This is a genomic window from Paractinoplanes rhizophilus (assembly GCF_042664765.1).
In the GTDB taxonomy this organism is placed as follows: Bacteria; Actinomycetota; Actinomycetes; order Mycobacteriales; family Micromonosporaceae; genus Actinoplanes; species Actinoplanes rhizophilus.
Genome location: NZ_JBHTBJ010000026.1, coordinates 97,381 through 110,036, shown reverse-complemented (window position 1 = coordinate 110,036; position 12,656 = coordinate 97,381). Strand labels below are relative to the sequence as shown.

General features: G+C 71.8%; 15 protein-coding genes. 8 read left to right on the top strand and 7 right to left on the bottom strand.

Annotated features, from left to right (window positions below):
- Positions 1–127: 127 nt before the first annotated feature.
- Both ACFQS1_RS28195 and ACFQS1_RS28190 read left to right on the top strand, forming a co-directional pair.
- Positions 128–370, top strand: a complete 243-nt coding sequence (locus ACFQS1_RS28195) for a transposase (RefSeq protein WP_378974064.1) — start codon at positions 128–130, stop codon at positions 368–370.
- 302 nt (positions 371–672) lie between these two features.
- Entirely contained in the window at positions 673–1,950 is a 1,278-nt protein-coding gene (locus tag ACFQS1_RS28190; protein WP_378974062.1) for an HNH endonuclease signature motif containing protein, read from the top strand.
- 34 nt (positions 1,951–1,984) lie between these two features.
- Here the strand turns inward: ACFQS1_RS28190 and ACFQS1_RS28185 are convergent, their stop codons facing one another.
- Entirely contained in the window at positions 1,985–2,605 is a 621-nt protein-coding gene (locus ACFQS1_RS28185) for an L-threonylcarbamoyladenylate synthase (protein WP_378974054.1), read from the bottom strand.
- A gap of 112 nt (positions 2,606–2,717) precedes the next feature.
- On the opposite strand from ACFQS1_RS28185, the gene ACFQS1_RS28180 reads away from it, so the two are divergent.
- Positions 2,718–3,650: a GlxA family transcriptional regulator gene (locus tag ACFQS1_RS28180; protein ID WP_378974052.1), complete on the top strand. Its 933-nt coding sequence runs from the start codon at positions 2,718–2,720 to the stop codon at positions 3,648–3,650.
- Here the strand turns inward: ACFQS1_RS28180 and ACFQS1_RS28175 are convergent.
- From ACFQS1_RS28175 to ACFQS1_RS28160, 4 genes are all read right to left on the bottom strand, one after another.
- Entirely contained in the window at positions 3,553–4,452 is a 900-nt protein-coding gene (locus ACFQS1_RS28175) for an NAD(P)-dependent oxidoreductase (protein WP_378974049.1), read from the bottom strand. The two genes, ACFQS1_RS28180 and ACFQS1_RS28175, sit on opposite strands and share 98 nt — an antisense overlap.
- Before the next feature lie 63 nt (positions 4,453–4,515).
- Positions 4,516–4,992 carry a hypothetical protein gene (locus tag ACFQS1_RS28170; RefSeq protein ID WP_378974047.1) on the bottom strand — a complete coding sequence of 159 codons (477 nt, stop codon included), beginning with the start codon at positions 4,990–4,992 and terminating at the stop codon, positions 4,516–4,518.
- Positions 4,938–5,120 (bottom strand): hypothetical protein, encoded by a 183-nt coding sequence (locus tag ACFQS1_RS28165; protein WP_378974045.1) that lies wholly within the window; start codon positions 5,118–5,120, stop codon positions 4,938–4,940. The genes ACFQS1_RS28170 and ACFQS1_RS28165 overlap by 55 nt, the downstream gene beginning before the upstream one ends.
- A gap of 96 nt (positions 5,121–5,216) precedes the next feature.
- Positions 5,217–5,708 (bottom strand): MarR family winged helix-turn-helix transcriptional regulator, encoded by a 492-nt coding sequence (locus tag ACFQS1_RS28160; RefSeq protein WP_378974042.1) that lies wholly within the window; start codon positions 5,706–5,708, stop codon positions 5,217–5,219.
- Between the two features lie 45 nt (positions 5,709–5,753).
- On the opposite strand from ACFQS1_RS28160, the gene ACFQS1_RS28155 reads away from it, so the two are divergent.
- The 5 genes from ACFQS1_RS28155 (at position 5,754) to ACFQS1_RS28135 (ending at position 10,877) form a co-directional block, all read left to right on the top strand.
- Complete coding sequence (locus tag ACFQS1_RS28155) at positions 5,754–7,193, top strand: NAD-dependent succinate-semialdehyde dehydrogenase (RefSeq protein ID WP_378974060.1); 1,440 nt, start codon at positions 5,754–5,756, stop codon at positions 7,191–7,193.
- Between the two features lie 96 nt (positions 7,194–7,289).
- Complete coding sequence (locus ACFQS1_RS28150) at positions 7,290–7,694, top strand: GntR family transcriptional regulator (protein WP_378974040.1); 405 nt, start codon at positions 7,290–7,292, stop codon at positions 7,692–7,694.
- A gap of 3 nt (positions 7,695–7,697) precedes the next feature.
- Complete coding sequence (locus ACFQS1_RS28145; RefSeq protein ID WP_378974038.1) at positions 7,698–8,579, top strand: ABC transporter ATP-binding protein; 882 nt, start codon at positions 7,698–7,700, stop codon at positions 8,577–8,579.
- A complete protein-coding gene (locus tag ACFQS1_RS28140; protein WP_378974036.1) occupies positions 8,576–9,595 on the top strand; it encodes an ABC-2 transporter permease in 1,020 nt (339 codons plus the stop codon). The genes ACFQS1_RS28145 and ACFQS1_RS28140 overlap by 4 nt, the downstream gene beginning before the upstream one ends.
- A 169-nt stretch (positions 9,596–9,764) precedes the next feature.
- Positions 9,765–10,877: a sugar ABC transporter substrate-binding protein gene (locus tag ACFQS1_RS28135; RefSeq protein WP_378974034.1), complete on the top strand. Its 1,113-nt coding sequence runs from the start codon at positions 9,765–9,767 to the stop codon at positions 10,875–10,877.
- Between the two features lie 9 nt (positions 10,878–10,886).
- On the opposite strand, the gene ACFQS1_RS28130 is transcribed toward ACFQS1_RS28135, so the two are convergent.
- Positions 10,887–11,609 carry an alanyl-tRNA editing protein gene (locus ACFQS1_RS28130; RefSeq protein WP_378974031.1) on the bottom strand — a complete coding sequence of 241 codons (723 nt, stop codon included), beginning with the start codon at positions 11,607–11,609 and terminating at the stop codon, positions 10,887–10,889.
- Positions 11,606–12,631: an LLM class flavin-dependent oxidoreductase gene (locus ACFQS1_RS28125; RefSeq protein ID WP_378974028.1), complete on the bottom strand. Its 1,026-nt coding sequence runs from the start codon at positions 12,629–12,631 to the stop codon at positions 11,606–11,608. The genes ACFQS1_RS28130 and ACFQS1_RS28125 overlap by 4 nt, the downstream gene beginning before the upstream one ends.
- Between the last annotated feature and the right edge of the window lie 25 nt (positions 12,632–12,656).

The following is a 12,656-nucleotide window of genomic DNA, read 5'->3' as shown; positions in this document are numbered from 1 at the left end:
CCGTCACCGGCCGCCGCCGGCTGCTTGTCAGATGAAGTGGACACGCTCACAAGGATCTCCGATCCCCGCCCTCAGGTCACCACCCCACAGTCACACGGGGTGTCTCACACGATCTTGACCGAGAGGGATCAGCCTCGACGGCAGCAGCGTCTACCTGCCCGTCACCCGCGAACAGGTCCCACAAGCCCGGATCTGCCTCGACCCGTTCCACGTGATCAAGTGGACCAACGAAGTCGTCGAATCGGTCTACCGGGCCGAAGCACCCACCATGCCGTCTGGCGCCGGCATGCCCGAGCGCCGCGACTGGCGCCGCGCCCGCTTCGCCGGCGCGGCCGGGAGAACCTCGACGACCAACACCGCCAGATCCTGAGCCTGCTCCGGCGTCACCGCTACCGGCTTTGGCGCACCGGAGAACTCAAAGAACAGCTACGCGATCTCTCCCGCACGACCGCCCCCACCGACGCCCGCAACCTGGCACGCTGGATCGAGAAACGCGCCGACGTCGTCGTCGCCGCCGAACTCGGCCTGTCCCACTCCCGCCTCGAAGGCATCAACGCCAAGATCCGGCTTGTCCAACGACGTGGCTTCGGCTTCTACCTCTACCTCGGCGGGGTCGCTTCGGACTACCCGCGGAAGCCGGAACTGTCGTACGGGTGTTCTAATGTGGTCGCCATGTTGGTGGATGTGAAGGAGCTCAGCGAGGACACGGCGAAACTCGCCGCGGCCCCGCTCTGGCCGCTCTCCGACGACGATCTCACCGACACGCTGCGCGCCGCACATCGCCTGACCCAAGCCGCTCAGGTCCTGCAAGCACAGCTGGTGCGGCAGGCCGACGCCCGTGGCGTGCCCGCGGCCCAGGGGTATCGGTCCACCGCCCGATGGCTACGCACCCTGCTGATGCTCGACCCGCAGCCGGCGCGGGAGCTCGCCGAGGCCGCGACCGCCCTGCGCCGGCCGGTGATCGAGCGGGCGGTCCTGGACGGCCACGCCGATCTGCGTCAGGCCGCGGTGATCGCGACGACCGTCGAGGCCATCCCGGCCGACCTCGGCGACTTCGACGACATCGCCGCCGACGAGGCCGCCCGGATCGTCGGCCAGGCCGAGCAAACGATGATCGACATGGCGGATCGGCTGCCCGCGTACCAGTTGCGGCGGGTCGGTGAGCGAATCCTCGCGCACGTCGCTCCGGAGTTGCTCGAGCGGGCCGACGAGGCCGCACTGACCCGGCAGGAGGCCCGCGCCCGCCGCCGCCGCGCACTGACCCTGTCGCTGCCGGTCGACGGCCTGGTCCGGGTGTCCGGCGTGCTCGGCGCCGAGGACGCCGCCACCGTGCAGGCCGCCCTCCATCCCTTGTGCCGTCCCTTGCCCGAGGACGACCGCACCGCTCCGCAACGCCGCGCCGATGCGCTGGTCGACGTGTGCCGGCTGGCGTTGCGCACCGAGAAGCTGCCCGACGACGGCGGGGAACCACCCCAACTGGCGGTCACGGTCGCCTACCAGCCGCTGACCCGGACCCTCGGCACCGCCCGCACCGACACCGGTCAGCGATTGTCCGCCGCGACGGTGCGGCGGCTGGCCTGCGACGCCCGGATCCTTCCGGTGGTGCTCGGCGGCAACAGCCAGGTCCTCGACACCGGCCGCGCCCGGCGGCTGGCCACCGGGGCGTTGCGCCGCGCCCTGCACGTCCGTGATCAGGGCTGCGCCTTTCCCGACTGCGACCTGCCGCCACGCTGGACCGACGCCCATCACATCACCGCGTGGAACGATGGCGGCGAGACCAGCCTGGACAACCTCGTGCTGCTCTGCCGCCACCACCACCGCCTCGTCCACGAGCCCGGCGCGGGCTGGCAGATTCGGCTCGGCGCCGACCGGCGCCCGGATTTCATCCCACCGCCCCTCGTCGACCCCGGCCAACGACCCCGCCGCAATCTCTGCCACCAGCGCCAATAGGCCTCGCCGGCGGAGCGGGCAACGCGCCACACCCTCACTCGAAGCGGGCGACGTCGCCGGCGCCGGCCCGGACGATCTCGGGCTCGCCGCCGGAGAGGTCGATCACCGTGGTCGGCTCGACGCCGCACTCGCCCGAGTCGACCACGGCGTCCAGCGCGTGGTCGAGCTCCTCCTTGATCTCCCAGCCCACCGTCATCGGCTCCTCGTGCCCGGGCAGCAGCAGCGTGCTGGAGACCAGCGGCTCGCCGAGCTCGGCCAACAGGGCCTGGGCCACCACGTGCTCGGTGATCCGCACTCCGACGGTCTTCTTCCGCGGGTGCCACAGCCGGCGCGGCACCTCCTTGGTGGCCGGCAGGATGAACGTGTACGGCCCCGGGGTCGACGCCTTGACCAGGCGGAACGACGCGTTGTTGATCTGCACGAACTGGCCGAGCTGGGCGAAGTCGCGGCACATCAGGGTGAAGTGGTGCCGGTCGTCGAGGTGCCGGATCTCCCGGATCCGGTCGAGGCCGTCCTTGTTGCCCATCCGGCAGCCGAGCGCGAAGCACGAGTCGGTCGGGTAGGCGATCAGCCCGTCGGCCCGCACGATGTCCACGATCTGCCGGATCGCGCGCGGCTGCGGATTGACCGGATGCACGTCGAAATACTTCGCCACGCGCGCAGCTTAGTGAGCTTGCCGCGCGGCCGGGCCACCTTCGGTCAACTGGCTGTCCCGCCCGCGTGTTCGCGCTGGCAGGCTCGATGGCGTGCGGAACGTTGCCGTGTTGATGACGTCTACGGTTCTCCCGTTCGAGCTGGCCGTCTACTGCGAGGTGTTCGGGATCGACCGGACCGGCCGGGGCGTGCCCGCCTTCGACTTCGCGATCTGCTCCGAGCATCCCGGCGTGCCCGTGCCCACCTCGGGCGGCCTGCACGTCACGCCGACCGAGGGCCTCGACCGGCTGGCGGCGGCCGACCTGGTCGCGGTGGCGCCGCCGGCTTCGCCGACGCGCGAGGTGAGCCCGGCGGTCTCGGCGGCGCTGCACGCCGCCGTCGACCGGGGCGCGCGGGTGGTCGCGGTCTGCACGGCCGGCTTCGTCCTGGCGTCGGCCGGCCTTCTCGATTCCCGTACGGTCGCCGCGCATTGGCTGCATGCCGACCGGATGCGCGAGTGGTTCCCGGCCGTCCACGTCGACCCCTCCGTGCTGTACGTCGACGACGACCCCATCTTCACCTCGGCCGGCACCGCGGCCGGGATCGACCTGTGCCTGCACCTGATCCGCATGGACCACGGCTCCGCGGCCGCCGAGGCGGTCGCCCGCGGCATGGTTCTGGGCCCGCAGCGCGCGGCCCGCCAGGCGCCGCCCCCGCCGCCGCGCCGCCCCGACAACGGCATCGACGAGCTGCTCGAGTGGGTCCTCGGCAACCTGCACGAGGACCTCTCCATCGACGTCCTCGCCCGCCGCGCCTTCCTGTCGACCAGGTCGTTCGCGCGCCGATTCCGGGCCGCCACCGGCACCAGCCCGTACGCGTGGATCCTCGAGCAGCGGGTCCGCCTGGCCCAGCAGCTGCTCGAGACCGACCCGCGCGTCGGTGTCGAGGAGGCCGCCGGCCGCGCCGGGTTCAGCTCGGCGGCGCTGCTGCGGCAGCACTTCCAGCGGCGCTTCGGCTGCTCCCCGTCGGCGTACCGAGCCCGCTTCGCGACAACATCGCCCGGATGACGGCCACCATGTCCTCCCCGCCGAAACCCTGCTCCTCGGTCTCCGCGTAGAGCTCGCGGCACACGTCCAGCAGCGGCGCCGCGATTCCGCGCTCGGCGGCCGCCGCCACGATCAGCCGGTTGTTGTAGTGCACGTCCCGCACCGACGCTTGCACCGCGAAGTCGCCGTCCACGATCTTTTCCGCCTTGCCCCGCGACACGTAGCTGGCCATCGGCCCCGCGTCCAGCACGCTCCGCAGGACGGTCAGGTCGAGCCCGTGCCCCTCGGCGAAGTGGAACGCCTCGGCCAGGCCGGTGACCATGCTGATCAGGAACGTGTTGACCGCCAGCTTCATGAGCAGCCCGTTCGGCACGGATCCGCAGTCCACCACCGCCCGGCACATGGGCGCCAGCAACGGCCGTACGAGATCGCGGTCCGGTTCTTCTCCGGCCAGCATCGCGACGAGCTGTCCGGCCTCGGCCGGCCCCCGCGACCCCGACACCGGCGCTTCGACGTAGCGCCCACCGGCCGCCACGATCCGGTCCCGGACGCCGGCCGAGTACCCGGGCGAGGTCGTGCCCATGTGGACGACGGTCCGCCCGGCCACGTGCGGGCCGAGGACGCCGTCGATGGCCTCTGCGCCGGCCAGCGTGAGAAACACGACCTCGGCCTGCTCGAAGACCTCCTCGGGCCCAGCGGCGAAGCGTGCCCCGTCGAGCGGCACGCCGGACCGGGTCCAGACGACGAGCTGATGACCGGCCGTGACCAGGTTCGCGGCCATCGGCCGCCCCATCACGCCGAGCCCCAGAAACCCCAGCACCATGCCGACAAGATAGGACGCCGGCCGGCGGCCGGCCGCCGCGATCGTGCGCCTACATCCGGCCAATCATCCGGACGCTGGTTCATTCGCCTCAGGTGGCGTCGCGCAGCCCGCGATCGGTGAGCGCGGCGACCCCGGCGAGCGCGCACGCCGCCGCGCTGCCGGCCAGCACGAGCTGCGGCGCGCCGACCGAGGCAAGGACCGCTCCGGCGGCCGCGCCGTCGACAGGGCGATCAGCGCGACCACCCGGCGCGGCATCCGGCGTGACCCGCGCGCCGGTCCGTCGGCGAAGCGGGCCCCAACCGCCGGCAGCCAGCGTACGACGGGTAGCGCGCCGAGCAGCAGCGCGGCCGGCACGACCACCGCGTACACCGGGCCGAGCAGGGCGAACGACGGCCCGACCACCGCGTACACCGGGCCGAGCAGGGCGAACGACGGCCCGAACAGCACGCCGGCGGCCAGCAGCGGCAACTGCTCGCTCAGGCCGATCACCGTGTTGGCCGGCCCGAGCCGGGGCGGGTCGACCAGGCGGGGATCGCCCACCCGGTGGCGGCGTAGGTGCCGGGGCTGGCCGCGCCGCACACGGCGCCGGCCACCAGCACGGCGGCGATCGGGAGGTGGCCGGCGACCGCGCCGGACGTGATCAGCGCCAGCAGGGCCGCGCGGCGCACGGCGAGGTCGGCGGCGGCGACGCGGCGCGCGCCCCACCGGTCGACCGCCCGCCCAGCGCCCGACCGGGGCGGGAAGCCGGCGGGCGGGCGCGACGGTCACGAGGTCACGCTGCGGTCGACCGGGCAGTCCGCGCCGCAGGCCGGCCACGTGCACACCCGGCACGTCGCGTCCGCGTGGGCCCGCTCGCGCGGCTGGGCGAGCAGCGATCGGGCCATGCCGTCGACCAGGCCGGCGCGGACGTCGCCGGGCAGGCCGCCGAGCATCGCCGCGATCGCCGCGTCGCGCCGTTGCGACCAGGACCGCAACAGCTCGGCGCCGGCCGGGGTGAGGTGCAGGGGCACGCCGCGCCCGGTGGACGCGCCCCGGGAGAGCAGTCCGCGGGCGGCGAGCCGGTCGACGAGCCGCACCGTCCCGGACTGGGTCAGCTCGACCCGTGGCCGCAGCCAGTCCTGGGAACAGCCGTCGTACGTGGCGACCAGGGTGAGGGCGGCCAGGTCGCGCGCCTCGACGCCGAGGCCGCGCATCTCGGCGCGCAGCCGATCCTGCGTCGCGTTGAGCCAGGCGACCACCACGTTGGCGCTATGCATGACTCAGTCATAGCGGAATCCTGGCGGGACCGCCTCCGCAGGACGATGCTGGGGCTTGTGGAAACTGAACTCTTCATCGGTGGCAAGTGGGTCCCCGCATCCTCGGGGGATCGTTTCGATGTGCTCGACCCGGCGACCGGCGGCGTGATCGCCACGGTGGCCGACGGCGGCGAGGCGGACGCGATCGCGGCGGTGGATGCGGCGGCCGCGGCGGGCCGGGCCTGGGCGGCGACCCCTCCCCGGGTACGCGGTGAGGCGCTGCGCAAGGCGTTCGAGCTGATGACCGAGCGGGCCGCCGAGCTCGCCAAGCTGATCAGCCTGGAGAACGGCAAGGCCCTGGTCGACGCCAAGGGCGAGGTCACCTACGCGGCCGAGTTCTTCCGCTGGTTCGCGGAGGAGGCCGTGCGCGGCGAAGGCCTGGTGAGCACGGCGCCGAGCGGAGCCAACCGGATCCTGGTGGTGCGGCAGCCGGTCGGGGTCTGCGTGCTCGTCACGCCGTGGAACTTCCCGGCGGCGATGGCCACCCGCAAGATCGGTCCGGCTCTCGCGGCCGGCTGCACGGTGATCCTCAAGCCGGCCAGCGACACGCCGCTGACGGCCCTGGCGATGGCCGCGATCCTGGCCGAGGCCGGCGTCCCGGACGGGGTCGTCAACGTGCTGCCGTCGCGCAGCTCGGGCAAGGTCGTCTCGAAGATGCTCAAGGACCCACGGGTACGGAAGGTGTCGTTCACCGGCTCGACCGAGGTCGGCCGCATCCTGCTCGCCCAGGCGGCCGACAACGTGGTGAACACGTCGATGGAGCTGGGCGGCAACGCGCCGTTCCTGGTCTTCGCCGACGCCGACCTGGACGCCGCGCTGGACGGCGCGATGATCGCGAAGATGCGCAACGGCGGCGAGGCGTGCACCGCGGCCAACCGGTTCTACGTCGAGGCGCCGGTGGCCGAGGAGTTCTCCCGGCGGCTCGCCGAGCGCATGGCCGGGCTGGTCGTGGGCCCGGGCACCGACGAGAAGACGCAGGTCGGCCCGCTGGTCAACGAGGACACCGTGGCCAAGGTCGACGGCCTGGTGCGGGCCGCGCTCTCCGGCGGCGCCACCGCGGTGACCGGCGGCGAGCGGCCGGAGGGGGAGGGCTTCTACTACCCGCCGACCGTGCTGACCGGGCTGCCTGGGGACGCGCCGATCCTGCGGGAGGAGATCTTCGGGCCGGTCGCGCCGATCGTCACCTTCGACACCGAGGACGAGGCCGTGCGGTACGCCAACGACACCGAGTTCGGCCTGGTGGCGTACGTGTACACCGGCGACCTGGCCCGGGGCCTGCGGGTGAGCGAGGCGATCGAGGCGGGGATGGTCGGCCTGAACCGCGGCCTCGTCAGCGACCCGGCCGCGCCGTTCGGCGGGGTGAAGCAGAGCGGCATCGGGCGCGAGGGCGGCCACGAGGGCCTCCTGGAGTACCTGGAGTCGAAGTACATCGCCGTCAACTGGTAACTGGCTGAGACAACTGGCCGAGAGGGGCCGGGGTCATTGACCCCGGCCTCTCCTTTATTGCTATTGTGCTAGGAACCTAGTTGATTAGAGGTATCGATGATTGAGTTCCATCTGGACGCCCGCTCGGGCGTCGCGCCCTACATGCAGCTCATCCAGCAGGTGCGGCACGCCATGCGCCTCGGGCTGCTCAAGGAGGGCGACAAGCTGCCCACCGTCAAGGACGTGGTCGCCCGCGTCGCCATCAACCCGAACACGGTGCTCAAGGCCTACCGCGAGCTGGAGTACGAGGGGCTCGTGCAGCCCCGGCCCGGCCTCGGCACCTTCGTCACCCGCACCCTCGGCGGCGAGGCGGAGGTCGCCGCGCACGAGCCGCTGCGCCGCGACCTCGAGGGCTGGCTGGCCAAGGCCCGCGACGCCGGCCTCGGCGACGAGAGCATCGAGGCCCTGTTCGCGAACACATTTCGCCGTTTTTCGGCAGCACGAGCGGGAAGGCGAGGATGACGCATGACCAGCGCGGTCGTCACCGAAGGACTCACCAAGCGCTACGGCAGGCGCCCGGCCCTGTCCGACTGCACCCTTGACATCCCGGCCGGGCACGTCGTCGGCCTGGTCGGGCCGAACGGCGCCGGCAAGTCGACGCTGCTGCAGATCGTCTGCGGCCTGCTGCGCCCCACCGCCGGCCGGGTCACGGTCCTCGGCGGGGACCCGGTCAGCGGCTCGCCGCGGGTCGGTTTCGTCGCCCAGGACACCCCGGTCTACGCCGGGTTCACCGTCGCTGACCACCTGCGCCTCGGCGCCCACCTCAACCCGGCGTGGGACGACGCGCTGGCCCGCGAGCGCGTCGACCGGCTCGGCCTCGACCCCGCGCAGAAGGCCGGCAAGCTCTCCGGCGGCCAGCGCGCCCAGCTCGCCCTGACCGTGGCCATCGCGAAACGGCCCGACCTGCTGCTGCTCGACGAGCCGGTCGCCGCCCTCGACCCGCTGGCCCGCCGCGAGTTCCTGCAGGGCCTGATGGAGTACGTGGCCGAGTCCGGCACCAGCGTCGTCATGTCCTCGCACCTGGTCGCCGACCTCGAGCGGGTCTGCGACTACCTGGTGGTGCTGGTCCGGTCCCGGGTGCGGGTCACCGGCGAGGTGGAGGAACTGCTCGCCACCCACCACCGGATCACCGGCGCGCGCCTCGATCCGGCCACGCTCGGGGGCGGCCGGCAGGTGGTGCACGCCCGGCACACCGATGTGCAGTCGACGCTGGTCGTGCGCAGTTCCGCCCCGATCGACGACCCGGCGTTCACGGTCGACGGCATCGATCTCGAAGACCTGGTCCTGGCGTACATGTCCGAGGCCGCGGAGGGCGGCCGCGATCGCGTACTGGAGAAGCAGCGATGATCTGGCTCACCTGGCGTCAGTTCCGCACCCAGGCCGTGGTCGGCCTCGCCGCCGCGGCGGCGATCGTCGCCGCCTTCTGGATTACCCGGGGCGCCCTGCTCGACCTCGCCCGCGACATGGGATACACGGGGTGCGCCACCGACTGCGCGACCCTCGCCGACCAGTTCGCCCGGCAGGCCCAGCGGGAGTATTTCGGCCGGCTGTTCTTCGCCGGCAGCGTCCTGCTGTACGCCCTGCCCGTGCTGATCGGCCTGTTCTGGGGCGCCCCGCTGATCGCCCGCGAGCTGGAGGCCGGCACCCATCGCCTGGTGTGGAACCAGACGGTCGGCCGCACCCGTTGGCTGGCGATCAAGCTCGGCGGCGCCGGGCTGGCCACGGTCGCGGTCGCCGGCCTGATCAGCTGGGCCTTCACCGCCTGGGCCAGCCCGATCGACCGGGCCGGCGGCTGGATGGGCCCGGACACCTTCACGGTGCGCGGGGTGGTGCCGGTCGGCTACGCACTGTTCGGCTTCCTGGCCGGGGTGACGATCGGCATGCTGCTGCGCCGCACGGTCGCGGCGATGGCGGTCACGCTGGTGGCGGTCGGGCTCACGATGTTCCTGACGATCGGGTTCCTCCGGCCGCATCTGGTCGCGCGGACCACGTACGAGACCACGCTGACGGCCGAGAGCGTCGGGGGCATCAGCCTGGGCGTCGACGACCCGCGGCGGGTGATCCGGGTCGAGGCCGAGTCGCCGGTCCGGGGCGCCTGGATCCTCAGCAACGACGTGCTCACCTCGGCGGGCGCGCAGTGGCGCGGGCCGTACGACCCGCAGTACTGCGGTCCCGACGCCCCCGACGACGGGCCGAGGGGCTGCGCCCGGTGGATCGCTTCGCAGAATCTGAAACAACGGGTGATCTACCTGGGCGCCGACAAGTTCTGGGTCCTCCAGTGGCGCGAACTGGGCGTTTTGGTGGTACTTTCGGCGCTTCTCGCGATCTTCTGCTTCTGGTGGATTCGCCGCCGGGTGGCGTAGGGTCCGAGGGCACTTTGGGTAGTCGGCCGATGTATACGCACCGGTGGTGAACTATCTTTCACCCCGGCGCCGTACCCCTTGTCGAGCGCATCGTGTGCTGCTCGATACTGGGGGACGTTTTTTCGGCGGACCACACAGGTCGGGATCCACCTGAGAGGAATTCTCGGAAATGCGCAAGAAGCTGCTGGCGCTCGCGACGGTCGGGCTGCTGGCTACCGCCACGATGACGGCGTGTGACGACTCCGATGGTTCGAGTGACGCCGAGGGTGGCAGCGGGTCCGGCAGCGGCTCGGGCAAGGCCCGGGTCGGCGTGATCATGCCGGACACCAAGAGCTCGACGCGCTGGGCCAACGAGGACCCGAAGTACCTGAAGGCGGCGTTCGACAAGGCGGGCGTGCCGGTCGAGATCGTGAACGCGCAGGGCGACCGGGCCAACTTCGTGAAGATCGGCACCGACATGCTGAACAGCGGCGTAAAGGTGCTGATCATCGCGAACCTGGACTCGGACACCGGCAAAGAGGTGCTCGACAAGGCCAAGGCGAAGAAGATCCCGACGATCGACTACGACCGGCTGACCCTCAACGGCGGGGCCGACTACTACGTCAGCTTCAACAACGAGAAGGTCGGGCAACTGCAGGCCAGCGGCCTGATCTCGTGTCTGACGGCCAAGGGCGTCGAGAACCCCATCGTGGCCGAGCTCAACGGCTCGCCCACCGACAACAACGCCACCCTGTTCAAGGCCGGGTACGACTCGCTGCTCAACCCGAAGTACGACGCGGCGGTCTACACCAAGGGCCCCGACCAGTCGGTGCCGGACTGGGACAACGAGGAGGGCGAGAAGATCTTCGCGCAGATGCTCCAGCAGCAGCCGAAGATCGCCGGCGTCCTCTCCGCGAACGACGGCCTCGGCGGCGCGGCGATCAAGGTGCTCCGCTCGAAGGGCCTGGCCGGCAAGGTTCCGGTCACCGGTCAGGACGCCACCATCGAGGGCCTGCAGGCGGTGCTCGCCGGCGACCAGTGCATGACGGTCTACAAGCCGCTCCGGCCCGAGGCGACCAGGGCCGCGGAACTGGCCATCGACCTGTTCAAGGGCAACAAGCCGACCACCCGGGAGCAGATCAAGGACCCGGAGTCGGGCGGTTACGTCCCGTTCATCAGCCTCGATCCGCAGCCGATCTTCGCGGCGAACGTCAAGGACGTCGTCGCGGACGGCTTCGTCGACAAGGCCAAGCTCTGCGCCGGCAAGTACGCGACGCTCTGCGCCAAGTACAAGGTCAAGTAACCGGGATCGTCACCGGGCGGGGGCCAGGCGGATCCGTACGCGGCGGTTCTGCCGGCCCTTGCTCTCGACCTTGACCACCTCGACCCGGCCCACCTGCGCGGTGGAGGCCACGTGCGTGCCGCCGTCGGCCTGCACGTCGAGCCCGACGATGTCGATGATCCGGATCTCCGGCTCCTCCAGCGGGGGCAGCGCGTCCTGGGTGCGCACCAGCGTCGGGATGCGCAGCGCCTCCTCGCGCGGCAGGATCCGCGCCACGATCTTGCGGTCGGCCGCGATCTCGGCGTTGACCGCGTCCTCCAGGGACTGCTTGAAGCCGGCCGGCACCTCGGGCAGGTTGAAGTCCATGCGCGCCTCGCCCGGCTGCATGTTGCCGCCGGTGACCAGCGCGCCGAAGTCGCGGAACACCGTGCCGCAGAGAATGTGCAGGCCGGAGTGGGTGCGCATGAGCGTGCTGCGCCGCTCGTCGTCGATCGCGCCGCGCACCGTCGTCCCGGCCGGCGGGACCGGGTCGCCCGGCGCCGGGATCAGATAGAAGTCGTCGCCCTTGCGGGTGTCGACGATCCGCGTCTGCACGCCCTGCCACAGCAGCACGCCGTGGTCCGGCGGCTGACCGCCGCCGCCGGGGTAGAACGCGGACCGGTCGAGCACGATGCCCGCCTCCGGGTCGGCCGAGATGACGGTGCAGTCCCACTCCCGCAGAGTCGGGTCCGCCCAATCCAGGCGCGCGCTCATGCCAGCAACTCCTTCACTCGGGGGATGACCTTCGTGGCGTACAGCTCGATGCCGGCCATCAGGCGCTCGTGCGGCAGCGTGCCGGCCGAGTACTTCAGGTCGAAACGCTGGATGCCCAGGTCCGTGACGGTCTTGGCGATCTTCCGGGCGACGGTCTCGGGCGACCCGGCGTGCCAGGCGCCCTCGTCGATGTCGGCCTGGAAGCGGTCCCGGGCCAGCGGCGGCCACCCGCGCTCGCGCCCGATGCGGTTCATCATGACGCGTACGTGCGGCCACAGCACCTCGGCGGCCTCCTCGTCGGTCTCGGCTACGAAACCGGGGCAGTGCACCGCGACCGGGGTGTCCTCGGGCCGGTCGAACTCCTTCAGCGCCCGCCGGTAGAGCTCGACATACGGCGCGAACCGGGCGGGCGCGCCGCCGATGATCGCGAGCACCAGCGGGAAGCCGTACTCGGCGGCCCGGACCACCGACTCGGGGCTGCCGCCCACGCCGATCCACGTGCGGATGCGCCCGCTCTCGGTCTTGGGGTAGACCTGCTGATCCTTCAGGCCGGGCCGGACGGTTCCCTCCCAGGTCACCGGGCCCTCGGTCAGCAGCTTCGCCATCAGGTCCGCCTTCTCGGCGAACAGGCGGTCGTAGTCGGACAGGTCGTAGCCGAACAGCGGGAAGGACTCGGTGAACGAGCCGCGGCCCAGCGTGATCTCGGCGCGCCCGTGGGAGACCGCGTCGAGCGTCGCGAACCGCTCGTAGACCCGGACCGGGTCGTCGGAGCTGAGCACGGTGACCGCGGTGCCCAGGGCGATCCGCTCGGTGCGGCTCGCGATCGCCGCGAGCACGATCTCGGGGGCGGAGACCGCGAAGTCGTCGCGGTGGTGCTCGCCCAGGCCGAAGGCGTCCACGCCGAGCCGGTCGGCGAGCACCGCCTGCTCGATCACGTTGCGGATGACCTGGGCGTAGCTCAGGCGAGTGCCGTGGGAGTCGGCGGTGACGTCGCCGAACGTGTCCAGACCGAATTCGACCATGATCACACGCTACCCCCCCGTTCCT